The organism is Micromonospora sp. ATA51 (assembly GCF_016802855.1).
In the GTDB taxonomy this organism is placed as follows: domain Bacteria; phylum Actinomycetota; class Actinomycetes; order Mycobacteriales; family Micromonosporaceae; genus Micromonospora; species Micromonospora sicca.
On the sequence record NZ_JAEVHJ010000046.1, the window covers coordinates 1 to 24,470 of the forward strand.

The 24,470-nt window shown below is 69.3% G+C and carries 11 protein-coding genes and 3 pseudogenes; 12 read left to right on the top strand and 2 right to left on the bottom strand.

The genetic code is table 11. The features are described from left to right. Positions 1–452: 452 nt before the first annotated feature. From JNW87_RS10605 to JNW87_RS10655, 11 genes and pseudogenes are all read left to right on the top strand, one after another. Complete coding sequence (locus JNW87_RS10605) at positions 453–1,460, top strand: LacI family DNA-binding transcriptional regulator (RefSeq protein WP_236648199.1); 1,008 nt, start codon at positions 453–455, stop codon at positions 1,458–1,460. A gap of 307 nt (positions 1,461–1,767) precedes the next feature. Further along, positions 1,768–3,146 (top strand): annotated as a pseudogene (locus JNW87_RS10610) (ABC transporter substrate-binding protein). Positions 3,147–3,231: 85 nt separating this feature from the next. Beyond that, positions 3,232–4,190, top strand: a pseudogene (locus JNW87_RS10615) (carbohydrate ABC transporter permease). 13 nt (positions 4,191–4,203) lie between these two features. Then, positions 4,204–5,091 carry a carbohydrate ABC transporter permease gene (locus JNW87_RS10620; RefSeq protein ID WP_109803810.1) on the top strand — a complete coding sequence of 296 codons (888 nt, stop codon included), beginning with the start codon at positions 4,204–4,206 and terminating at the stop codon, positions 5,089–5,091. A 132-nt stretch (positions 5,092–5,223) separates the two neighbouring features. Beyond that, a pseudogene (locus tag JNW87_RS10625) lies at positions 5,224–6,803 on the top strand (glycoside hydrolase family 13 protein); the annotation flags it as partial. 174 nt (positions 6,804–6,977) lie between these two features. Continuing rightward, on the top strand, positions 6,978–9,827 hold the full coding sequence (locus tag JNW87_RS10630) for a discoidin domain-containing protein (RefSeq protein WP_238453594.1): 2,850 nt from the start codon (positions 6,978–6,980) through the stop codon (positions 9,825–9,827). Between the two features lie 90 nt (positions 9,828–9,917). Beyond that, positions 9,918–14,198 carry a discoidin domain-containing protein gene (locus JNW87_RS10635; protein WP_109800628.1) on the top strand — a complete coding sequence of 1,427 codons (4,281 nt, stop codon included), beginning with the start codon at positions 9,918–9,920 and terminating at the stop codon, positions 14,196–14,198. 729 nt (positions 14,199–14,927) lie between these two features. Further along, positions 14,928–15,362 (top strand): VOC family protein, encoded by a 435-nt coding sequence (locus tag JNW87_RS10640; protein WP_109800629.1) that lies wholly within the window; start codon positions 14,928–14,930, stop codon positions 15,360–15,362. Between the two features lie 1,713 nt (positions 15,363–17,075). Beyond that, the gene (gene rph / locus JNW87_RS10645; protein ID WP_109800469.1) at positions 17,076–19,673 is read left to right on the top strand and encodes a rifamycin-inactivating phosphotransferase; all 2,598 of its coding nucleotides are present in this window, start codon (positions 17,076–17,078) and stop codon (positions 19,671–19,673) included. A gap of 127 nt (positions 19,674–19,800) precedes the next feature. Then, positions 19,801–19,950 (top strand): hypothetical protein, encoded by a 150-nt coding sequence (locus JNW87_RS10650; RefSeq protein WP_161557772.1) that lies wholly within the window; start codon positions 19,801–19,803, stop codon positions 19,948–19,950. A 29-nt stretch (positions 19,951–19,979) separates the two neighbouring features. After that, complete coding sequence (locus JNW87_RS10655; RefSeq protein ID WP_161557773.1) at positions 19,980–21,275, top strand: low temperature requirement protein A; 1,296 nt, start codon at positions 19,980–19,982, stop codon at positions 21,273–21,275. An 847-nt stretch (positions 21,276–22,122) separates the two neighbouring features. On the opposite strand, the gene JNW87_RS41445 is transcribed toward JNW87_RS10655, so the two are convergent. Continuing rightward, positions 22,123–22,545 (bottom strand): transposase, encoded by a 423-nt coding sequence (locus JNW87_RS41445; RefSeq protein WP_109800472.1) that lies wholly within the window; start codon positions 22,543–22,545, stop codon positions 22,123–22,125. Here JNW87_RS41445 and JNW87_RS10665 point away from each other — a divergent pair. Then, on the top strand, positions 22,544–23,281 hold the full coding sequence (locus JNW87_RS10665; protein ID WP_109800473.1) for a VOC family protein: 738 nt from the start codon (positions 22,544–22,546) through the stop codon (positions 23,279–23,281). The genes JNW87_RS41445 and JNW87_RS10665 overlap by 2 nt on opposite strands. A gap of 56 nt (positions 23,282–23,337) precedes the next feature. Here the strand turns inward: JNW87_RS10665 and JNW87_RS10670 are convergent, their stop codons facing one another. Next, complete coding sequence (locus JNW87_RS10670; RefSeq protein WP_238453592.1) at positions 23,338–24,423, bottom strand: hypothetical protein; 1,086 nt, start codon at positions 24,421–24,423, stop codon at positions 23,338–23,340. Positions 24,424–24,470: the final 47 nt, after the last annotated feature.

Consider the following 24,470-nt stretch of genomic DNA (forward strand, 5'->3'; position numbering starts at 1 on the left):
CGCCGCGGTGACCGCGGCGGCCCGGGCGGCGCCGGCGGCGCCGGCGTCCCGACGCGGCGTCCTCGTCGAAGCTTCCGTACATCGGATGACCCACTCTCTCGGGTTGGTCTTGACGGATGCCGCCGCCCCGAGGTTCCGATGGCGCCGTCGCGGGGACGGGGCCCGCTGGGGCGGCCATGGGCGTGGCCCGCTCATGTTATTGCTACAAGTTGTAAATATTCAAGCATCGCTTTGTTCACATCTTGCGATGACGTCGCGGTCGGGCCGGTGCCGGCAGGGTGGCCACCGGCTCCGACAGGCGCGCCGCCGGTCATGCCAGGAGGGTGTCGAGGGTCCGGCGCGCGGTGTCGGCCATGACGGGATTGGCATCAGGTCGTCGTGCAGCCACACGCTGAAATCATCGGGCAGTACGTGGTTCATTTCTTGCAAGAATCCGACGTAGGATTGCGGCCGTGACGAAACGGTTGAGTGAGGTGGCCCGCAAGGCGGGCGTCAGCGAGGCCACCGTGAGCCGGGTGCTCAACGGCCGCGGCGGCGTCTCCGAGGCCACCAGGACCGCGGTGCTCACCGCGCTCGACGTGCTCGGTTACGAGCGGCCGACCAAGCTGCGCGGCGAACGGGCCCGGCTGGTCGGGCTGGTCCTGCCCGAGCTGCAGAACCCGATCTTCCCGGCGCTGGCCGAGGTGGTGACCGGCTCGCTGGCCCAGCGGGGCTTCACCCCGGCGCTCTGCGCCCGCACGATCGGCGGGGTGTCCGAGGCGGACTACGTGGAGATGCTGCTGGACCACCAGGTCTCCGGCGTCATCTTCGCCGGTGGCTCGTACGCCCTCGCCGATGCCACTCACGAGCACTACCGTCGGCTGATCGACCGCGGGCTGCCGGTGGTGCTGGTCAACGCGGGCGTGGACGAGCTGGAGTTCCCCCGGGTGTCGACCGACGACGCGGTGGCCGTGGAGCAGGCGTACGGGCACCTGCGCTCGCTCGGGCACGAGCGGATCGGCATGGTGCTCGGCCCCGAGGACCACGTCCCGTCGCGGCGCAAGCTCGCGGCGATGCAGCGGATCGCCGGCTGGAGCGAGGCGGGGGAGTGGGTGGAGCGGTCGAGCTTCTCGATGGAGGGCGCGCGGGTGGCCGCCACCAAGCTGGTGCACCGGGGGATCACCGGCATCGTCTGCGCGAGCGACGTCCTGGCGCTGGGAGCGATCCGTGCGGTGCGCCGGCTGGACCGCACGGTGCCGGAGGACGTCTCGGTGGTCGGCTTCGACGACTCGGCGTTCATGACCTGCACCGATCCGCCGCTGACCACCGTCCGGCAGCCGATCGAGACGATGGGTCAGGCGGCCGTCGACCTGCTGGTGACCCAGATCGAGGGCGCCGGCGTGCTCGGCGACGAACTGCTCTTCGAACCTGAGCTGGTGGTGCGCGGTTCGACCGGGCCGGCGCGGGCCGCGACCGGGTAGCGCGGGACGGAGCACAAAAAGGACGGACCCTCCCGAGGTCCGTCCTTTTTTTGCGTCCGAAACGACGCCAGTCCTTGTCTTTCATGTTTCGGTTCGGTTCTTGCGCGATAGGGTCCGGCTTTGTATCGTCATCGCCACGAAACATGCCGTGCACGAGAGCTAGATCACCATCCCGCACGCCGGTCCGCCGCAGATCCAGGCGGCGGGTCACTGGCGGAGACGGATCAGTAGCAGGGTTCGGCCGCGGTGACGATCACCGCAGATCAGCGAACGTCATGGAGACTCCCGTTCCCGAAGGGATGGACAGATGTCCGTACCGAAATACCGGAAGGCTGCGGCGTCAGCGCTCGTGGCCGGCCTGGGGCTCAGCCTGGTGGCTTGCTCCACGAAGAGTGACGACGCCAAGACCGATGCCGGCGGCAAGGTCACCATCACCGTCGACTGCCAGCCGGTCGGCGCCCAGAAAGAGCTGCTGAAGAACTGGAACGACGATGTCGTCGAGTTCCAGCGGCAGAACCCGAACATCGTCGTCAAGAGCGTCAGCGTCGGCGAGCAGTGCAACAACCCGCCGGACTTCACGGCTCGCCTCGCCGGCGGCACCGTGACCGACCTGTTCTACGGGTACATGACCGATCTCCAGCAGGTGCTCGACTCCGGTCAGGCGATGGACATCACCGAGTTCGCCAACAAGGACACGGTCCCCACCTGGGACAGCGTCGACCCGGCGCTCAAGGAGGTCTTCACCGACGGCGGCAAGCTCTATGCCGTGCCGGTGAAGAACTACTCGATGGGCCTGGTCTACAACAAGGTCCTGTTCCAGCGGGCGGGGCTCGACGCGAACAACCACCCAAGACGTGGGGCGAGGTCCGGGCCGCCGCCAAGAAGATCTCCGCCCTCGGCAACGGCATCGCCGGCTACTCGGAGTACAGCGCCGGCAACACCGGAGGCTGGCACTTCACCTCCCTGCTCTACTCCCAGGGCGGCCAGGTGCTGACCGCGGACGGCAAGAAGGCCGACTTCAACAACGCGATGGGCAAGCAGGTCCTGCAGAACCTCAAGGACATGCGGTACGGCGACAACAGCATGGGCGACCGCCAACTGCTGCAGTGGGCCGACCTGCTGACCAACGCCGGCGCGGGCAAGGTCGGCATGTTCGTCGGCGCGCCGGACGCCACCCAGGCGATCGTCAGCCAGTTCCAGGGCAAGTTCCAGGACTGGGCGATGGCTCCGCTGCCCGGCCAGGATGGCGCCGCGAAGGCGACGCTCGGTGGCGGCGAGGGTTACTTCTTCAAGAAGGGCCTCACCCCCGAGCAGGTCAAGGCCGGTCTGAAGTGGATCGCGTACGAGAAGCTGACCCCGGGCAAGGGCCAGTTCGACTACGTCCGGTCCAAGCCGCAGAACTACCCGGTGGGCCTGCCCCAGCCGCTGCTCTTCGCGGGCGGCAGCGACGCGCAGAAGCAGGAACTCGAGCTGCGCAAGGCGAACGCGAACGTCGACACCGCCAACTTCGCGATCTTCGAGGCGAACCCGGTCCCGATCAAGGGTGAGCCACGCAACGCGCAGGCGATCTATGCGGTGCTCGACGCCGCGATGTCCGGTGTGCTGACGAACCCGAACGCGAACATCGACGCGCTGCTCAAGACGGCCGAAGACAAGGTCAACCAGCTCTTGGCCGCCGAGAAATGATCCGCAGGTGTGGGGGCCGGCCCGCCGCCGGCCCCCACACCGTCCGCGCCGCACCGTTCGGTCACCGACTCACCCAGGAGTTGCCTTGGCGATCACCACCGTCGCGGGGACGAAGCGAGAACCGGGTCGCCCCGCGTCGCCGTACCCGGCAGGGCCGCGGCGGCGTACGAGCCTCGGTCGCAAGGTACGCGACAATCTCACCGGGCACGCGTTCCTGATCGGCGCGGTGATCTGCTTCGGGTTCTTCTCCTGGTATCCGATGATCCGCGGCGTCGTCATGAGCTTCCAGCGCACCCGGCGCGGCGTCACCACCTGGGTCGGCTGGGACAACTACGACCGGATCATCGCCGACCCCAGCTTCTGGACGGCCTGGAAGAACACGTTCTACTTCACGATTCTCGCGCTGGTACTCGGGTACGCGGTGCCGTTCCTCGTGGCGATCCTGCTCAACGAGTTTCGCCACGCGAAGGGGTACCTGCGGATCCTGGTCTACCTGCCGGTGATGCTGCCGCCGGCCTCGGCGCTCTTCCTCTTCAAGTTCTACGCGTACGACCCCGGCGACGCGGGACTCTTCAACTCGGTCCTCAAGGCGCTGCACCTGCCGACCTCGCAGTGGATGCAGTCCCCCGAGATGACGATGCCGGCGATGGTGATCGCGTCGACCTGGATGAACATGGGCGGCGCGGTACTGATCTACCTGGCGGCACTGCAGAACATCCCCGGCGAGCTCTACGAAGCGGCCGAGCTCGACGCGCCGGCATCTGGCGGCGGATCCGCCACGTCACAATCCCGCAGACCCGGCTGATCCTCGTGCTCCTGGCGATGCTGCAGATCGTCGCCACGATGCAGTTCTTCATCGAACCGTTGATCCTCGCGAACGGTACCGGCGCGGAGGACTCCGCGACCTCGGTGGCGTACCTCATCTACCAGCACGGGTTCTTCCAGAACGACCTCAACGGCGCCGCGGCGCTCGGCGTGATCATGCTCGTGGTGCTGGCCGGCTTCTCCGCCGTCTACGTGCGGCTCAGCTCGAGACAGGACTAGGACGGGACGAGGAATGGCACAGGACTCCGGGACCCGGACCCTCATCTCCCACGCTCAGCTTCGGCGGGGGCGCGGCAAGGTCATCTACTGGACGCTGCTGGCCGTCGTCGTCGTGGGCTTCACGCTCGTCTTCCTCGGGCCGCTCTACTGGATGGTCACCGGCGCGCTCAAGTCCGGCCAGGAGATCGCGCAGACCCCGCCATCGCTGTTCCCGAAGGATCCGCAGTCACAGAACTACGCCGATGCGTGGAACAACCTGAACCTCGCGAAGCTGCTGTTCAACACGTTCTACTACGCGGCCGGCGCGCTGCTGTTCCAGCTCGTCCTCGACACCGCCGCGGCGTACGCCTTGTCGAAGCTTCGACCGGTGTTCGGCAACGTGATCCTCGGCCTGATGCTGGCAACGCTGATGATCCCGGCGATGGTCCTCATCGTTCCGCAGTACGTGACCGTGATCGACCTGCCGATCCTGCACATCAACCTGCTCGACTCGCCGTTTGCGATCTGGCTGCCCGCGGTCGCGAACGCGTTCAACATCTTCCTGCTGAAACGGTTCTTCGACTCGATCCCGGAGGAGCTGATGGCGGCCGCCCTCATGGACGGGGCGACGCCGCTGCGCACGCTGTGGTCGATCATCCTGCCGATGTCGCGCCCCATCCTCGGCGTCGTCTCGATCTTCGCCGTGACGGCGGTCTGGAAGGACTTTCTCTGGCCGAAGCTGGTCATGCCGTCGCCCGAGACCCGGACGGTCAGCGTCGGTATCTACGCCTTCTCGGGCGGTACGCCCATGAACGTGGTGGTCGCCGCGTCGGTCATCGCCGCGATCCCGACCGTCATCGTCTTTCTGATCTTCCAGCGGAACATCATGTCCGGTCTGACCACAGGCAGCCTCAAGGGATAGCCCCGAAGGTGCGCGGCGAACAACGACAGTTCGCCCGATACACATCCAGGTCCGGCGAACCCGCCGACGTACTGACGCAGAAAGCAGGTGCTCGTGTCCACACCAGACATTGGTCCGTGGTGGCGTGGAGCGGTGATCTACCAGGTGTACCCACGTAGCTTCGCCGACGGCAACGGCGACGGCATCGGCGACATCGCCGGCATCCGGTCCCGGCTGAACCACCTGTCCGCGCTCGGCGTCGACGCGATCTGGTACAGCCCCTGGTACCCGTCGCCGATGGCCGACGCCGGCTACGACGTGGCCGACTACCGCGACATCGACCCGGTCTTCGGCACCCTGGCCGAGGCGGAGGCGCTGATCGCGGAGGCACACGCACTCGGCATCCGGACCATCGTCGACGTGGTGCCGAACCACTGCTCCGACGTGCACCCCTGGTTCCAGGCGGCGCTGGCCGGCGGCCCGGACGCCCCGGAACGCGAACTGTTCTGGTTCCGCGAGGGACGCGGCCCGAACGGCGAGCTGCCGCCGACCGACTGGGTGTCCTCGTTCGGGGGCCGCACCTGGACCAGGACCACCAACCCGGACGGCACGCCGGGCGACTGGTACCTGCACCTCTTCGCCCCGCAGCAGCCCGACTTCAACTGGGACCACCCCCGGGTGCGCGCCGAGTTCGAGGACATCCTGCGGTTCTGGCTCGACCGGGGCGTGGACGGCATCCGGATCGACTCGGCGGCGATGCTGGCCAAGGACCCGACGCTGCCCGAAGCCACCGCGGACGGCCCGAACCCGTTCGTCGACGTGGACGCGGTGCACGAGATCTACCGCAGCTGGCGGCGGATCGCCGACAGCTACCCCGGCGAGCGGGCGCTGATCGGCGAGGTGTGGCTGCCCGACCATGAGCGGTTCGCCAACTACCTCCGCCCCGACGAGCTGCACGCGGCCTTCAACTTCGACTTCCTCGGCTGTGCCTGGGAGCCGGCCGCGCTGCGGGCCTGCATCGACACGACCCGCACGGCGCACGCCCCGGTCGGCGCCCCGGCCACCTGGGTGCTCTCCAACCACGACGTCACCCGGCACGTCACCCGGTACGGCCGGACGGACACCACGTTCAGCTTCGCCGCCAAGCGCGAGGGCGTCCCCACCGACCTGGAACTGGGCACCCGGCGGGCCCGGGCCGCCGCGCTGCTCTCCCTCTCGCTGCCCGGCGCCGCCTACGTCTACCAGGGCGAGGAGCTGGGCCTGTGGGAAGTCGAGGACATCCCGTACGAGCTGCGCCAGGACCCGATGTGGGAGCGGTCCGGCCGGGTCGACCCGGGTCGGGACGGCTGCCGGGTGCCGCTGCCCTGGACCGGCGACACGCCGCCCTTCGGCTTCAGCCCGGACGGCGCGGCGACGGCGCCCTGGCTGCCGCAGCCGGTGGACTGGAAGGACCGCACGTCCGCGCGCAGACCGGCGACCCGCACTCGATGCTGGAGCTGTACCGAGCCGCCATCGCCTTGCGCCGGGCCGATCCGGCACTGGGCGACGGCGAGCTGAGCTGGCTGCCCGCGCCCGACGGCGTGCTGGCGTTCAGCCGGGGCGGCGGATTCCGCTGCCTGGTCAACCTCTCCGACGCGGCGGTGCCGCTGCCGCCGCACGAGCGGCTGCTGCTGGCCAGCGGCCCGCTCGACGACGACCTGCTGCCGCCGGACACCGCCGTCTGGCTGCGTACCACCGAGGAGCCCGGCGGCCGCGGCGCCGGCCTGACCCGCGCGGCGCGGCGCCGACGGTCCGTCCCGACCGCCGGCGTCGGCGCCCCACCACCGGAAGGAGCGACGAGACAGCAACCCGCCACACCGCACGGACACGGGGGACCTGGCCGCCTGACGAAAGGGAGAGCGTCGCTCATGGCCCACCACACCATCGGCACCCCGCAACACCTGCGAAGAAGACCGGTCCGCGCGGGCGTGGCCGCCCTCGCCGGCACCCTGCTCGCCGCCGCCTCGGTAACCGTCGTGGCCCTCACCACCAATGCGACCCCGGCCAGCGCGGCCGGCCTGTCCCCGTTCGACATCGCCGGCCGCGGCGCCACCGTCGGATTCGTCGAGCAGGAGGCCGAGAAGGCGGTGCACAACGGCACCCGGATCGGCCCCGACCGGCACTACGGCACGCTGCCCTCGGAGGCCTCCGGCCGGGAGGCGGTCACCCTCGACGCGGTCGGCGAGTACGTCGAGTTCACCCTCACCGCCCCCGCCGACGCGGTGACCTTGCGCTACAGCCTGCCGGACAACGCCGCCGGCACCGGCCGGGACGCCGCGCTCGACCTGCGGGCGAACGGCTCGCTGGTGAAGTCGGTCCCGGTCACCTCGAAGTACGGCTGGTACTACGGCGGATACCCGTTCAACAACAACCCCGGCGACACCAACCCGCACCACTTCTACGACGAGGCCCGCACCCTCCTCGGGGCCACCTACCCGGCCGGCACCAAGATCCGGTTGCAGGTCTCCTCGACCGCCCAGTCGCCCACCTTCACCGTCGACCTGGCCGACTTCGAGCTGGTCGGCGCGCCGATCGCCAAGCCCGCCGGCGTCCTCGACGTGGTGACCGACTTCGGCGCCGACCCGACCGGCGCGACCGACTCGACCGCGAAGTTCCAGGCCGCGGTCGACGCCGGCAAGGCGCAGGGCAAGGCGGTCTGGGTCCCGGCCGGCACCTTCACCCTCTGGGACCACGTCGTCGTCGACGGGGTGACGCTGCGCGGGGCCGGGCCCTGGTACTCGGTGCTCGGCGGCCGGCATCCCACCGATCGCAAGCGGGCCGTCGGCATCTACGGCAAGTACGTCCCCGGCGGCGGGTACAGCGGCGAGATCCGCCCGCACGAGGCCGGCGGGCCCAGCCGCAACGTCACGCTGCGGGACTTCGCGATCGTCGGCGACATCCGTGAGCGGGTCGACGAGGACCAGGTCAACGCCCTCGGCGGGGCGATGTCCAACTCGGTGGTGCAGAACCTCTGGCTCCAGCACACCAAGGTCGGGGCCTGGATGGACGGCCCGATGGACAACCTGACCATCCGCGACAGCCGGATCCTGGACCAGACCGCGGGGGTGAACTTCCACTGGGGGGTCACCAACTCCACGGTGACCAACACCTTCGTCCGCAACACCGGTGACGACGGCCTCGCCATGTGGGCGCAGAACGTGCCGAACGTCAACAACGCCTTCACCTTCAACACCGTCGGCGTGACGATCCTGGCGAACAACCTGGTCACCTACGGCGGCCGGGACATCCGGATCACCGACAACGTGACGGCCGACTCGGTCACCAACGGCGGCGGCATCCACGTCGCCAACCGCTATCCCGGCGTGCAGGGCCCGACCGCGGTGGCGGGCACCATCACGGTCGCCCGGAACACCCTGATCCGAAACGGCAACTCCGACTACAACTGGCGCTTCGGCGTCGGCGCGGTCTGGTTCTCCGCGCTCAACGAGCCGATCCAGGGCGCCACCATCAACGTCACCGACACCGACATCCTGGACAGCTCGTACGCGGCGCTGCACTGGATCGAGGGGCAGACCAGCGGAATCAACCTCAACAACGTCCGCATCGACGGCGCGGGCACCTTCGCCCTCCAGGTGCAGGCATCCAGCCAGGTGTCCTTCACCAACGTCCGGGCCACCAACATCGCCCAGGCCAACCCGATGTACAACTGCGTCGGCAGCGGCTTCCAGATCACCCAGGGCGCCGGCAACTCCGGCTGGTACTCGGCGAACCCGTACTGCGGTCCCTGGCCGGAGCCGCAGTGGGGCAGCGGCCCGACCACTCCGCCCAGCCCGACCCCCACCACCTCACCCACGCCCAGCCCGTCGCCGACCACCCCGCCGCCCGCCGGTGGCAACCTCGCCCTCGGCCGCCCGGCGACCGCGTCGAGCAGCACCCAGACGTACGTGGCGGCGAACGCGGTGGACGGCAACGCCGGCAGCTACTGGGAGAGCGCCAACAACGCCTTCCCGCAGACGCTGACCGTGGACCTCGGCGCGGCGCGCCCGGTCGACCGGGTGGTGCTGAAGCTTCCGGCCGGCTGGGGGAGCCGCAGCCAGACACTGTCGGTGCTCGGTTCGACCGACGGGTCGGCGTACGCGACGGTGAAGGCGTCGGCGGCCTACGGCTTCGACCCGGCGTCCGGCAACACGGTGTCGATTCCCCTGCCGGCCGGCGACCGCCGGTTCGTCCGGCTCAGCTTCACCGGCAACACCGGCTGGCCGGCCGGCCAGGCCGCCGAGTTCGAGGTGTACGGCCCGACGACCACCACGCCCCCGCCCACCACCACCCCGCCGCCGAGCGGGAACCTCGCCGCCGGGCGGCCGGTCACCGAGACCAGCCACGCCGACGTGTACGTGGCGGCGAACGCGGTGGACGGCAACGCCGGCAGCTACTGGGAGAGCGCCAACAACGCCTTCCCGCAGTCGCTCACCGTCGACCTGGGCGCCACCCGCCAGGTGTCCCGGATCGTGCTGAAACTGCCACCGTCGTCGGCCTGGCAGACCCGGACCCAGACCCTGGCCGTGCTCGGCTCGCCCGACGGCTCCTCCTACTCGACGCTGAAGGCGTCCGCCGGCTACCCGTTCGACCCGGCCACCGGCAACACCGTCACCATCACCTTCCCGGCGACCGGCCAGCGCTACCTGCGGCTGACCTGCACCGGCAACACCGGCTGGCCGGCGGGCCAGCTCGGCGAGTTCGAGGTCTACGCCACCTGAGACCGGGGGCCCTTCCCGCACGGGAGGGGCCCCCTTCCACCCTCACCCCGCCCACCTCTCCACGTCCCCGGAAGCAGGTGTCCCTCCACCATGTCCAGATTCCGTACCAGACTCGTCGCGGTGCTCGCCGTGGTCGGCCTGGCCGTCACCGCCCCGCCCCCGTCGCCGGCCGCCGCGGCCGGCGGCCCCAACCTCGCCCTCGGCCGGACCGCCTCGGCCAGCAGCACCAACGGCCCGTACACCGCGGGCAACCTCACCGACGGCAACCAGGACAGCTACTGGGAGAGCGGTGGCGCGTTCCCCCAGTGGGCCCAGGTGGACCTCGGCGCCGCCCAGTCGGTCGACCAGGTCGTGCTGAAGCTGCCCGCGGGCTGGGAGGCCCGCACCCAGACCCTGTCCGTGCAGGGCAGCGCCGACGGGAGCGGTTTCAGCACCATCGTCGGCTCGGCCGGGCAGACCTTCAGCCCTGCCAACGGCAACGCCGTGACGCTCACCTTCCCGGCCACCACCACCCGGTACGTCCGGATCGCCGTCACCGCCAACACCGGCTGGCCCGCAGCCCAGCTCGCCGAGCTGGCGGTACACGGCGCCGCCGCCTCGTCGACCAACCTGGCGCTCGGCCGGTCCATGGCCGAGAGCAGCCACGCCGACGTCTACGGCGCCGGCAACGCCAACGACGGCAACGCCGGCAGCTACTGGGAGAGCGCAAACAACGCCTTCCCGCAGTGGCTCCGGGCCGACCTGGGCGCCACGGTCGGCGTCAACAAGCTGGTGCTCAAGCTGCCTCCCGGCTGGGAGGCCCGCACCCAGACCCTGACCGTGCAGGGCAGCACCGACGGCGCCACGTTCAGCCCGATCGTCGCCTCCGCCGGGTACGCCTTCACCCCCACCGGCGGCAACGCCGTGACCATCAGCTTCGCCACCGCCAGCACCCGGTACGTCCGACTGCTCTTCACCGCCAACACCGCCTGGCCGGCCGGTCAGCTCGCCGAGCTGGAGATCTACGGACCGAGCGCCGGGGACACCCAGCCGCCCAGCGCCCCCGGCAACCTCGCCTTCACCGAGCCCGCCGCCGACCAGGTCCGGCTGACCTGGACGGCGTCGACCGACAACGTGGGCGTGACCGGCTACGACGTCTACGCCAACGGCGTCCTGCGCACCAGCGTCGGCGGCTCGACCCTGACCTGGACCGACACCCAGCCGGCCGGCACGACCGTCGCCTACTTCGTGCGGGCCCGCGACGCCGCCGGGAACCAGTCCGCGAACAGCAACACCGTCACCCGGACCGGCAACACCGGGGACACCACCGCGCCGACCGCGCCCGGCAACCTGGCCTACACCCAGCCGGCGGCCGGGCAGATCCGGCTCAGCTGGACCGCGTCGACCGACAACGTCGGGGTGACCGGCTACGACGTCTACGCCGACAACGCGTTGCGCGGCAGCGTCGGCGGCTCCACCCTGTCGTACACCGACACCCAGCCGGACAGTGCCACCGTCTCCTACTACGTCCGGGCGAAGGACGCGGCCGGAAACGTCTCGGCGACCAGCAACACAGTCACCCGCACCGGCAGCACGCCCAGCGGCGGCAACCTGGCCGCCGGCAAGCCGATCACCGCCTCCTCGGTGGTGCACGTCTACGCCGCCGCCAACGCCAACGACGACGACGTGACCACCTACTGGGAGGGCGCGCCGGGGGCGTACCCGAGCACGCTGACCGTCGCGCTGGGCGCCAACGCCAGCATCAGCGCGATCGTGGTCAAGCTCAACCCCGACCCGGTCTGGGGACCCCGGACGCAGACCTTCCAGGTGCTCGGCCGGGAGCAGTCCGCGTCCGGGTACACCAGCCTGGTCGGGGCGGCCACCTACTCGTTCAGCCCGACCAGCAGCAACACTGTGACCATCCCGCTCTCCGCCACGGCCGCCGACGTGCGGCTCCAGTTCACCGCCAATTCCGGCTCGTCCAACGGGCAGGTCGCCGAACTCCAGGTGATCGGCACCCCCGCGCCGAACCCGGACCTGACTGTCACCGGCCTGTCGTCCGCGCCGGCCGCGCCGGTGGAGACCGACCCGGTCACCCTGTCGGCGACCGTCCGCAACGCGGGCACCGCCGCCTCCGCCGCCAGCAACGTCACCTTCTACCTGGGTACGACGAAGGTCGGCACCGCCGCCGTCGGCGCCCTCGCCGCCGGAGCCTCGACCACCGTCTCGGCGAACATCGGGGTCCGCGACGCGGCCACCTACCCGGTCACCGCCACGGTCGACGAGGCGAACACGGTGATCGAGCAGAACGAGTCGAACAACAGCCGGACCGGCTCGCTGACGGTCAGCCCGGTGGCCAGCTCCGACCTGGTCGCCTCGGCAGTCACCTGGTCTCCCGGCACGCCCAGCGCCGGCGCCACCGTCGGCTTCGCGGTGACCCTCCGCAACCAGGGCACCGTCGCCTCGGCCGGCGGGACGCACGGCATCACGCTCACCGTGCTCAACGACACCGGCGGGACGGTCCGTACGCTGACCGGCTCGTACAGCGGCACGATCGCCGCCGGGGCGAGCAGCCCGCCGGTCGACCTCGGCACCTGGACCGCGGCCAACGGTCGCTACACCGTCCGGGTGGCGCTGGCCGCGGACGCCAACGAGCTGCCGGTCAAGCAGCAGAACAACACCAGCGACCGGCCGCTCTTCGTAGGCCGGGGAGCGAACCTGCCGTACGACATGTACGAGGCCGAGGACGGCCGGGTCGGCGGCGGGGCGCAGGTAATCGGGCCGAACCGGACCATCGGCGACCTCGCCGGGGAGGCCTCCGGCCGCCGGGCGGTCACCCTGAACAGCACCGGCGCGTACGTCGAATGGACCACCCGGGCGGCGACCAACACCCTGGTCACCCGCTTCTCCATCCCGGACTCGGCGGGCGGCGGGGGGATCGACTCCACGTTGAACGTCTACGTCAACGGAGTCCTGCACAAGCCGATCAACCTCACCTCGAAGCACATCTGGCTCTACGGCGCCGAGGCCGGGCCCAGCGACTCGCCGGGCGCCGGCGCACCCCGGCACCTGTACGACGAGGCCAACGTGATGCTCGACTCGACGGTTCCGGCGGGCAGCACGATCCGGCTGCAGAAGGACCCGGCGAACAGCACCACGTACGCCATCGACTTCGTCAACACCGAGCTGGTGGCGCCCCGGGCCAACCCGGACCCGGCCCGCTACAAGGTGCCGAACGGGTTCAGCCACGCCGACGTGCAGAACGCCCTCGACGCGGTCCGGATGGACACCACCGGCACCCTGCTCGGCGTCTACCTACCGGCCGGCACCTACGACACCGCCCAGAAGCTCCAGGTGTACGGCAAGCCGGTCAAGGTGGTCGGCGCGGGCATGTGGTACACCCGGTTCCGCACCCCACCGACCCAGCAGAACACCGACGCCGGTTTCGCCGTGCAGTCCTCGGCCAGCGGCTCCTCCTTCGCCCACCTGGCCTTCTTCGGCAACTACACCAACCGGATCGACGGGCCGGGCAAGGTCTGGGGCGAGCTGAAGGACGTCGACAACCTCACCCTGGACAGCGTCTGGGTCGAGCACACCGTCTGCGCGTACTGGGGGGTGAGCGTCAGCGGCCTGACCATCCGGGACAGCCGGTTCCGGGACACCTTCGCCGACGGGGTGAACATGACCAACGCCAGCACCGGCAACACGGTCACCAACACCGAGGGGCGGTCCAACGGCGACGACGCGTTCGCGCTCTTCTCGGCCACCGACCAGGGCGGGTCCACCGGCAACCACGGCAACGTCTTCGAGAACCTGACCGCGACGCTGACCTGGCGGGCGGCGGGCGTGGCCGTGTACGGCGGCTACGACAACGTCTTCCGCAACCTCTACATCGCCGACATGCTTACCTACGCCGGCATCACGATCAGCTCGCTGGACTTCGGCTACCCGTTCGTCGGGTTCGGGGCCAGCCCGCCGACGCAGTTCCAGAACATCTCGCTGATCCGGGCGGGCGGCCACTTCTGGGGCGCGCAGACCTTCCCGGCGATTTGGGTCTTCTCCGCCTCGAAGGAGTTCCGCGGCATCCGGGTCTCCGACGTCGACATCGTCGACCCGACATACTCGGGGATCATGTTCCAGACGAAGTACACCGGCGGCCAGCCGGAGAACCCGATCACCGACACGGTCTTCACCAACGTGTCGATCTCCGGGGCCCGGCGCAGCGGTGACGCGTTCGACGCCAAGTCCGGCTTCGGGATCTGGGTCAACGAGATGCCCGAGGCGGGCCAGGGGCCGGCGGTCGGCTCGGCCACCTTCACCAACCTGCGACTGACCGACAACTACCAGGACATCCGAAACACCACCAGCACGTTCACCATCACCCGCAACTGACGGCGTGGCCGACGCGCCGGAAGGGGGAGGCCCTTCCGGCGGCGTCGCCGGCCACCGTGTCGTTGCCGCCCGGTCAGGTAATCAGGCCGGTGACCTGCCAAACGCACGCCAGCGTTGCCTGCCTGCCGTGTTACCAGCAGTTCGACGGTCACTGGCTGGCTTGCGCCATGGTGGGCCGGGCGAGCAGTGATCAGGTGAAGGTACTAGCCGATCCCATTCGCGGTCGGGCACGGTGGGCAGCCCACGCACTCGTGTCGGCGTACGGGTCAACGTGCCAGCCAGGTACGGCTGAACGCGCATAGCGTCCTGCAGGTAGACGATGCGATGAGCGGAGGCAAATCCGACGCTCCAACCGGTTGCGAAGCCGAGCAGCGGACCCGGCGAAATCCACGAGACTGTCGGCGCCGTCGTGAGGATCAGTAACCAGCGATGCGGCATCGACCGGGCGCCACATCCGCTTCCGATGAGCGGACGTCAAGACGATGCCGGGCACTACCCGCCGGGTCATCGTACTAGCTGCGTGGGCTGTATACGTAAAGCCAGATCTCTCGACCCTCGTCGTCGATTCGGGCTCACTGGACTCCCGAATGTAGTGGGCATGGACACCGTCGGGATCGTCATCCCACGGCTCAAGGTCCCACTCATCGTCAAGAGTCGGCCGCTGCGCCACAACCTACCCAGGGGCGGGCCCGTGGAGACGACGAAAGACCCCGCTTCTATGGTGGACCGATGGCGTCGGTCAAGCAGATCCAAGTCACCTTCGACTGCGCAGAACCTGAGCGCCTCGCTCGTTTCTGGTGCGAGGTGTTGGGGTACGTCGTACCGCCGCCGCCGGAGGGGTTTGCTACTTGGGACGATTTCGATCGCGCGCTGCCGCCTGAGCATCAGGGTTCAGCGTTCGCATGCATTGATCCCTCAGGCGTGGGCCCGCGACTGTTCTTCCAGCGCGTTCCCGAAGGCAAGGTCGTCAAGAATCGGCTGCATCTTGACGTGCGGGTCGGCACCGGGCTCGTGGGTGAAGAGCGCCTGGCCGCACTTGAGGCCGAATGCGCACGACTGGTCGCGTTCGGCGCGGTACGCGTGCGACTACTGCCTGCCGATGGCGACAACGAGTCGTGCCTCGTGATGCAGGACATCGAGGGCAACGAGTTCTGTCTCGACTGAGTGGCCGCGAACGTGGCACCTTCGCGAGTCGACTGGTGCAGTTCGCCATCACGAGGGTCGCCGTCCCGCGGCGCGCCAACGGTCCTGATCCAGAACCACCCCTCGGTGTCCACGGGCTCGGCGCGGATCGCCCGCCCCGACACCAACAACCCCTCCCCGCCGGGGCCGGCAACGCGTAGGGGTGGATGATCCCCAGATCCACCCCGGCCACGCTGCCCGGATCCGGTTGTTCACCGGGCGGGTAGACCGGCACCTCGGCGGTGACGTCGAGGAACAGCCGACCGCCCTCACACAGCAGCGTTACCGACCGGACCTGCTCGGCCGGATACGGCACCTCCCGCGCCAGACGCACCCACAACGGGGCAGTGCCTCTGGCGGTCGGGACTCGCACCCGCCGGCCGTCGAGGGTGAACGTGCCGTGATACCAACGCACCGGCACCAACCCCCGCCGCCGACGCGGAAACCGGGCCGACAGGTCACCAGCGCTGCGGCGCTTCGCCGCCGCGAACCACGCATCCGAAAACCGGCGCAACACCGACCGGGCACCGACGGAATCCAATTCGGCGAACGTGCCCGGCCCCGACCCGGACAACTCCCGACACAACTGCTGATAGCCCACCAGCGGCGCGCCGCCGCGGCGGCGCCGCCACGCGTTGACCTCCAACACACACGCCCACACGTCACCGGCCGAGCGCAGCAACCCGAAACACCGCCGCCGCTGCCCGGCCGTCACCCGCAAAGCGACACGCGCGGTGCGATGCACGACCCGCGGCAAGGCGGGATCCCGACGACGAGGCACGAACCGAAGCCAACACCACCCCTACGACACTTTCCAACCCCGACCAACCCGGCCAACGTTTGTGGTCAACGCACTAGCGGCGATCGGCCACAGCGTGTCCCAGCCCCCGATGGTCCAGAGCGCCAGCGGCGCTGGCGGGCCGCCCGAGGCGATCATCACCGGGATCAGCACGAGGATGGTGTACAGGCCGAGCGTGAGCGGCAGGAACCGGGACGGCCGGGCCCAGACTCCCGCGCAGAATGATGGCCACGCCGGCGGTGACCAGGCCGGCCCCGGTCAGGATCGGGGAGACACTGAACAGTACGTCGCCGAGGTCCCGGTTGCTCGGCCAGATCACCTCGGCCGCGGCGATGATGAGCTGACCGACGATCGCGCTGGCCAAGCCCACCCGGGCGACGCGGCCGTGGCCACCGGCGTCTGAGAGTGCCAGGGTGCTGCGGCGGTCGTGGGGGGTCCGGCACCCGCCGGAGGTACCTGGCACGCCTCCAGGCGGTCGAAGGGTCTCAGCCCGCGGCGGACGACAAAAGCAAAGGCAAGAAGATCTCACTCCTTGCCACTTCTAACGTATAGCGCACAGGGGGGCTTGCGGCAAGACCCGGGTCTTGCCGCAGAATCGGCGGCCGGACCCAGCACCGACGAGGAAATGGGGGACCCGACGTGGGTGTGTTGTCGATGTACGGGGGACGCGGCGACCTCGAACCGCTGATGAGATTGGCGGTGCAGTTGCGGGCGCTTGACGCGGAGGTGCGGGGGTGCGCGCCGCCCGACCGGGCGCAGCGGCTGGCCGACTCGTCAGAGGGAAGCCAACCAGACATGAGGACGTGCCCAACAAGAGGTTCGACACAGCTCGAGGCGCCGGTGATTCGATCGGCCAGTGCAGTGCAAGGGAGCACGGTTGCCTCGGAGGTATCGGAATGATCGAGCAGTACGTGTTGGATCTTCAAGAGGTTGACGAGACGCAGGTCGCGGTCGTTGGCGGCAAGGCCGCGCACCTGGGCGGGCTGTCGCGGATCGAAGGCATCCGCGTGCCGGCTGGGTTTTGCGTGACGACGGCCGCCTTCCGGCGGATCATGGCGGAAGCGCCGTCGATCGACGATCGACTCGATCAGCTGTCCCGCCTGAACCCGGACGACCGGGAGGCGATCCGCACGCTCAGCGCGGAGATCCGCCGGACCATCGAAGGGACTGCCATCCCGGGCGATCTCGCGGCGGCGATCACCCAGGCACTCGCCCAGCTCGGCGAGCAAGCCGCCTACGCCGTGCGATCCAGCGCGACGGCAGAGGACCTGCCGACGGCATCCTTCGCCGGCCAGCAGGACACGTACCTGAACGTCGTGGGGCCGGCGGCGATCCTCCAGCACGTCAGCCGGTGCTGGGCGTCGCTGTTCACCGAGCGGGCCGTGACCTACCGCCAGCGCAACGGCATCGATCACCGTACGGTCGACATGGCCGTGATCGTGCAGCAGATGGTCTTCCCGCATGCGGCCGGCATCCTGTTCACGGCCGACCCCGTCACGGGCAACCGGAAGGTCGCCACCGTGGACGCCAGCTTCGGCCTCGGCGAGGCACTGGTCTCCGGCCTGGTGAACCCGGACGTCTTCAAGGTGCGCGACGGCGAGGTCATCGCCAAGGCGGTCGCCGCCAAACAGCGTGCCGTTCACGCCCTGCCGGCTGGCGGGACGCAGGAAGTGGCGATCGACCCGCAGCGGCAGGAGCAGCCGACGCTGACGGATGCACAGGTCGTGCGGCTCGTGCAGCTCGGGCGGCGGATCGAAGCGCACTTCGGCCGCCCCCAGGACATCGAATGGTGCCTGGTCGACGAAGACTTCCAGATCGTCCAGAGCCGGCCAATCACCACGCTGTTCCCCATCCCCGCGGCCCGCGACCGGGAGAACCACGTCTACGTCTCCGTTGGTCATCAGCAGATGATGACCGACCCCATGAAGCCACTGGGCGTCTCCGTGTGGCAGCTGACGGCCATGGCGCCGATGCACGAGGCCGGCGGGAGGCTGTTCGTCGACGTCACCCGGCGCCTGGCCTCGCCCGCGAGCCGCGCCGGCCTCCTGGAGGTGGCGGGGAGGGGCGATCCGCTGATCAGGGACGCGCTGGAGACCGTCCTCGACCGCCACGACTTCGTCCCGACTCTCCCGGACGCGGGTCCCGGCGGGCCGCCGGCCAGCGGCGCGTCCGCCCCGATCGAGACCGATCCGGCCATCGTCACCGAGCTGATCGAGCGCAGCCAGGCCTCCATCGCCGCCCTGCGGTGCGACATCCGGACGAAGACCGGACCGGCGCTGTTCGACTTCCTGCTGGAGGCATTCCAGGAGCACAAGCGAGTCCTCGGTGATCCGCTGAGCATGCAGGCGATCATGGCGGGGATGGAGGCCACCTGGTGGCTCAACGACCAGCTGCAGGAATGGCTGGGCGAGAAGAACGCGGCCGACACCCTCACGCTGTCCGCCCCCGGCAACGTCACGTCGGAGATGGGACTGGCGCTGCTCGACGTCGCCGACGTGATCCGCCCGCATCCGGAGGTGGTGGCGTTCCTGCAGGGCGTCGAGGACGACGGCTTCCTGGACGAGCTGCCGAAGTTCGCGGGCGGGACCGAAGCGCGCCACGCCATCGAGGCCTACCTCGACCGGTACGGCATGCGCTGCGTCGGCGAGATCGACATCACGAGGCCGCGTTGGCGCGAACGCCCCACCACGCTCGTGCCCGTGATCCTCGACCACGTCAGGAACTTCGAGCCGGGCGCCGCCAAGCGGCGCTTCGAGCAAGGACGGCAGGCGGCGCAGAGGAAGGCGCAGGAGGTGCTTGAACACCTGCGGGCCCTGCCGGACGGGGAGCACAAGGCCAACGAGGCCAAGCGGATGATCGACCGGGTCCGGACCTTCATCGGCTACCGGGAGTACCCGAAGTACGGCATCGTCAGCCGCTACTTCGTCTACAAGCAGGCCTTGCTGGAAGAGGCCGAGCGCCTCGTGCAGGCCAACGTGCTTCGTGAGAAGGAAGACATCTTCTACCTCACGTTCCAGGAGCTCCACGACGTCGTGCGCTCGAACCAGGTGGATGACAAGCTAATCCAGCAGCGCAAGGACGCGTTCCGGTCGTACCACGCGCTCACGCCGCCCCGGGTGCTGACATCGGATGGCGAGGTCATCGCCGGGGCGTACCGACGCGACGACGTGCCGACCGGCGCCCTGATCGGCCTACCGGTCTCCGCCGGGACCATCGAAGGGCGCGCCCGCGTCATCCTGGACATGGCCCAGGCTGATCTCGAACCGGGTGACATCCTCGTCACGGCCCACACGGACCCGAGCTGGACGCCCCTCTTCGTCGCCATCGCAGGCCTGGTGACGGAGGTCGGAGGATTGATGACACACGGCGCAGTGATCGCACGGGAGTACGGCCTGCCGGCTGTCGTCGGTGTGCTAGATGCCACCCGGCTGATTCCCGATGGGCAGCGGATCCGCGTGCACGGAAGCGACGGGTACGTCGAGATTCTGCCTTGACTGACCACTCACCGAGAAGGCCCGTCTGCCTTGCCAAGCACATATTTTCCAAGCGGCACTGACCTGCTCGGCATCCGGATCTGCCGCTGACCGCGCGACTTTGCCGACGAGAGTGTGGTCGAGGCGTTTGACCTCCAGCTGGCAGGACCGTGATGGCGCCAAAGCGACGCTGCTGGCCGGCGTGACTGACGGCGTCGTGGTCTTCACCAGCGACCGGCGAGCCAGCCGCACGCAGCGCGACCATATCCAGCAGATCCACCTCATCCAGCTGCGCTGACCGTCCGGGGGTCCACCCGGCACGCGCGGGTGGGCCCCGGCACCCATGTCCCCTGCCGCCGCTGTCGGCAACCGCCCACCGACACCTTGCGGACGTGGTACGAAATTGGGCGAGTAGTCGGGTGGGGCGGAGGGCTCGTGACACGGAAGCGCTCGGGATGGGTTCTGCGTGCCCGTGAAGATCCAACTCGGATCTCCTACCTGGAACTCTTCTTCGACCTGGGCCTCGTCGTGGCACTGTCCCGGCTCTCCCAGCGACTGACCACCGACCTCAGCTGGTTCAACGCCCTGGAGACGGTCATCCTGCTCGCCGCCGTCTGGTGGGTGTGGACAGTGACCGCGTATACGACTGACTGGTACGACCCCGGCCAGCCGTTGGTCCAGCTGATCGTCCTCGGCGTGATGTTCGGTGGACTGCTGATGTCGGCGGCTGTGTTCGGGGCTTTCGAGGACAGCGAAGGCCTCGCCTTCGCCGGAGCGTACGTCGGCCTGCATCTCGGCCGCGGCCTGGTGCTCGTGACGGCGTTGCGCGGCCGTGCGCTGCGCCTGCGGTCCCTGCGAGTGGCCATCTGGTTCGCCATAACCGGCGTCCTGTGGCTCGGCGGAGCATTCCTGCCCGGTCCCGCCCGGCTGGCGCTCTGGGCGGTAGCGATCACCCTGGACTATTTGGTCGGTCTGTTCGGCTACGCGCTCCCGCGGCTGGGCAGGACGAGCACTGAGGAACTCCGGGTGGTCGGCGAGCACCTGTCGGAACGCTACCGGCAGATGTTCATCGTGACGCTGGGCGAGATCCTCCTGATGGGCGCGATCAATTACGGCCGTGCCGACTTCGGCTCGGCGAGGATGGCAGGGCTGATCCTGCTCTTCGTCAACGCCGTGGCGCTGTGGCGGATCTACATCGTGTACGTTGCCGAGCGCCTCGCGATCGGGATCGACCAGTCATCCAACCCGGGCCGGGTCGCGCTGGTCGCGGCCTACGCACACCTGATCATGGTCGCCGGTGTCGTGTTGATCGCTGCCAGCGGCGACCTGATCATCACGGAGCCGACGGGCGGGACCTCACACGCGTGGCTGGCCGTCCTCGTCGCCGGACCCGTGGTGTTCCTCATCGGGCGCGCCGTGTACGCACTGCAAGTCTTCCGCTCGATGTTGTGGCGGCTGCCGATCGGTGCGCTCGTTCTCGTGGCGGCAGCGCCGTTGCTCGCGCAGCTACCTCCCCTCGGCGTGGCCACGGCTATGAACGCCGCACTCCTGGCCATCGCCTACATCCCGCACGCCGGGGCGTCGCGCTACCTGTCGTCCAGGAACGTCCGCACCCGCTGGTGATCATTCTCGGCGCATCCGGAGGACACCGACGCCGCGGCCATGGCCGCCGCACCCTGTCCGGAACCGCCGCCACGACACACGCGGGCCAAGATATTCCGCTCATGTCGCGATCCGGGCGCCAATAGCAGGCGAAAGGCAACCCTGAGTAGCCGGATAAACGAGCGTGATCGCTGCGGTGCGACGAGGTGTCGCGCCGCCGATGCAGGTCCATGCACCCGCGCGACTGTCGATCCCACCCAAGTGTCTCTGCCTGAACCTGGGCACGCCTGAACCCGGGCACGTGTAAGAGCGGTAGGCTGTCGAGCGGGGGTACCGATGGCCTATGGCCGACGGCCGGACCCACCCGCTTCCCCACGGCTCGTAGCTGCCAGTGAATGAGTCCTGCGCTGCCGCGCACATCTTTGGAGTACATTTTGACCGATATGACGTCGCCCGCCCTGAATCCCTTCCTTAGCAAGGGGGATGGGGCTACCAACCGCGACCGCGGGCAGACCGTGGACGCAAGCCCAGCCACAATGACCCGCCTGCGCACCCCGTTCGCGTTCGGGGGCCCTGACCGGGAGACGGCTGACGAGACCGCTCGACACTAGACCCCGTCGAACCGTGGGAACACTGACGCCGCTGCCGTCGCACCACGGTATGACGAGGTGCCTCTCGACTCACGGAAGGGGCGCTTACTCGGGACTGTCCATTGCGGCCAACCTCGCACCTCGGGCGCCACGGCACGAGAGGCGCCGTGATGTCAACGCTGAAGCTCGACGTCCGCCGGGGACGGCAATGTCGTCGATCGGACCTGGCACAGCGTTCCAGGTACGTTGTACAGCCTTCCGCACTCGATCATCGAGCGTCACACGTGAGATGGATCTTCGTGGTCAGTCCACCTCGACAAGCGGCGCCTACAGGATCGTGGTGACCAGAACCGCCCACAGCATGACGGTGGATCCGTACTGCGGTGGCACGTCCCGCCACGGGCGCCCACCCGGATCCGCCACCGGATCCCGTCGATCAACTGCCGCCTGCTCCATGACGACGGTCGACCCGGGCGTTTCGGCGCCGGCAGCAACGGCTCCAGCACCGCCCACTGCACGTCGGTCAGATCGAACCGCCTCGTCACCGCTAGGGTGTCCACGAGGTCTCCGGTTTGAGGTTTTGCTTGGTCGCTGAACCATCTACCGGAGACCTCGCCATATGCCGATCTTCGACACGCCGAACGATCACTCCAGTTCGGGCACGACCGCCGACTCGACACAGGCCCTAGCATCGTCGGCATGGCAACGCGGCTCGTTCAAATCAACATGAAGGCTCGGGACGACTCCGCGCTGGGCGGTTTCTGGGCGGAGGCGCTCGGCTGGGGAGTCTCCAGCGAGGGACCCGGCGTGACTAACCTCGAACCCGAGGGCTTCGTCTACCCCGACCCCGTCGCTGTCTGCCTCGACCTCATCGTCTCCCCGGAACCCAAGACGGTGAGGAACCGCGTGCACGTCGACCTCGCCACCACCTCGGCGGCCCATCAGGCGGAGGTGGTCACGCGCCTGAAGGATCTCGGCGCAACACCTGCCGACGTAGGCCAGGGCGACGTCCCATGGACGGTCATGGTCGACCCAGAGGGCAACGAGTTCTGCGTGCTGGACCCCCGACCGCTCTACCGAGACACCGGACCGATCGCCGCGGTAGTGGTCGACTGCGCGGATCCGCGAGCCATGGCCCGCTTCTGGGGCAAGGCCATGGACTGGACTCTGCACAAGGTGACCGACCACAAGGCGGTACTGCGCTCCGCCAAGGGCGTCGGCCCATATCTGCAGTTCCTCCGCACACCCGACGTGAAGACCGTGTGGAACCGCGTCCATCTCGACGTCCGCCCATACCCAGGTGACGACCTAGAGGCCGAGGCGGCCAGACTGCGGACTCTCGGCGCCACCGCCATCGACCTGGGCCAAAACGATGTCCCGTGGACCGTCCTCGCAGACCCGGAAGGCAACGAGTTCTGCCTCCTCACCCCAGGCTGACCCGAACCCTCGTCAGCCGCTCACTACGGCCACCAGCTCGGACTTTGCGACGCGCCCTAGACGAATGCCACCCTGAGCGGCGCATGATCGGCCGAGCGGATGGTCACGGTGACCGTTGCGCCATCGACATGGACCTCCCCCCGGTCGGCCCGCACCTTCCGGTCGGTGGCGAACACCGCGACGTCCTCGGCCTGTGTGGGTCGCAGCAGCACTTCGTGGTCCGACCGGGAAAGCAGTTCGCAGCTGGTTTCCACCAGCGTGGCGGTCCCGACCCGCACATCCGCTGGCAGCATGAGTCCGGTCCGCGCGGGGATGCGCAGCCGCCGCCCGGACAGGAGCGGCCGGTCCCGATGCCGCAGGCCGAACTCGATCGCTGAAGGGGCGACGTTGAGCAGATGCAGCAGGCGTTGACCGGCACGGTCGACGGTGGAGGTGAGCACCAGTCCCGGTTCGTCGGCGTCGTGCCGCAGCCGACGTCGCACCCCCAGCCGGTCCAGCGCCGCCCGCCAAAAGCCGAGGTGGCAGGGATAGTCCGCCGCGATGATCAGGGCCCGCCCGGTGCCGACCGCGACCTCCATCGCGCAGGGGCGGCCGGAGCCCACCTCGACGAGCAGCGGCTCGCCCGCGCCGGCGAGCAGTTGGGCGTAACCGACCCGTACCTCCGCCGGTCCCGCTGCCCAGTCGCGTCCGACCACGGAGGGGAAGTAGTGCAGGCCGCCCTCCATCCACCCGTCGGCGGTCACGCCGAGCGTGTCGGCCAGCAGGGTGCAGGGGGTGCCGTCGTGGTCCCGCTCCGGCAGCGGTCCGTGCAACAGCAGCCGTCCGCCGGCCCGGAGGTGGTCGACGAGCCGGCGCTGCACGTCCGCGCCGAGCGTGGGTGCGCTGGCCAGGGCGATCACCGGTGGGGCGTCGGCCGGTGGCGGCGACTGGAGGTTCACCGCCGGGAAGGAGAAGCCGCCGAGCAGCAGCGCCCGGGCCAGCACGTCCCGTGAGCCCATGCCGCGGAATCGCTCCAGTTCGCTGACCTGAGCCGTCCGAGCGGTGGAGGCAGGGTGGGCGTACTCGGTGAGGTAGTGGTCGGGCACGAAGCCCAACGCCAGCCCGTCGTGCTCCTCGTCGCCGTCGGCCAGCAGGTCGGCCACGCCGCGGACGGCGTGCAGGGCGCGTCGGGCGGCGTCGTAGGTGGAGT

What these genes read in the sequence shown, in the direction of transcription:
- rph (WP_109800469.1), top strand. Translation starts at nt 17,076, where the DNA reads ATGATCGAGCAGTACGTGTTGGATCTTCAAGAGGTTGACGAGACGCAG.
- JNW87_RS10630 (WP_238453594.1), top strand. Translation starts at nt 6,978, where the DNA reads ATGGCCCACCACACCATCGGCACCCCGCAACACCTGCGAAGAAGACCG.
- JNW87_RS10635 (WP_109800628.1), top strand. Translation starts at nt 9,918, where the DNA reads ATGTCCAGATTCCGTACCAGACTCGTCGCGGTGCTCGCCGTGGTCGGC.
- JNW87_RS10640 (WP_109800629.1), top strand. Translation starts at nt 14,928, where the DNA reads ATGGCGTCGGTCAAGCAGATCCAAGTCACCTTCGACTGCGCAGAACCT.
- JNW87_RS10620 (WP_109803810.1), top strand. Translation starts at nt 4,204, where the DNA reads ATGGCACAGGACTCCGGGACCCGGACCCTCATCTCCCACGCTCAGCTT.
- JNW87_RS41445 (WP_109800472.1), bottom strand. Translation starts at nt 22,545, where the DNA reads ATGCCGACGATGCTAGGGCCTGTGTCGAGTCGGCGGTCGTGCCCGAAC.
- JNW87_RS10665 (WP_109800473.1), top strand. Translation starts at nt 22,544, where the DNA reads ATGGCAACGCGGCTCGTTCAAATCAACATGAAGGCTCGGGACGACTCC.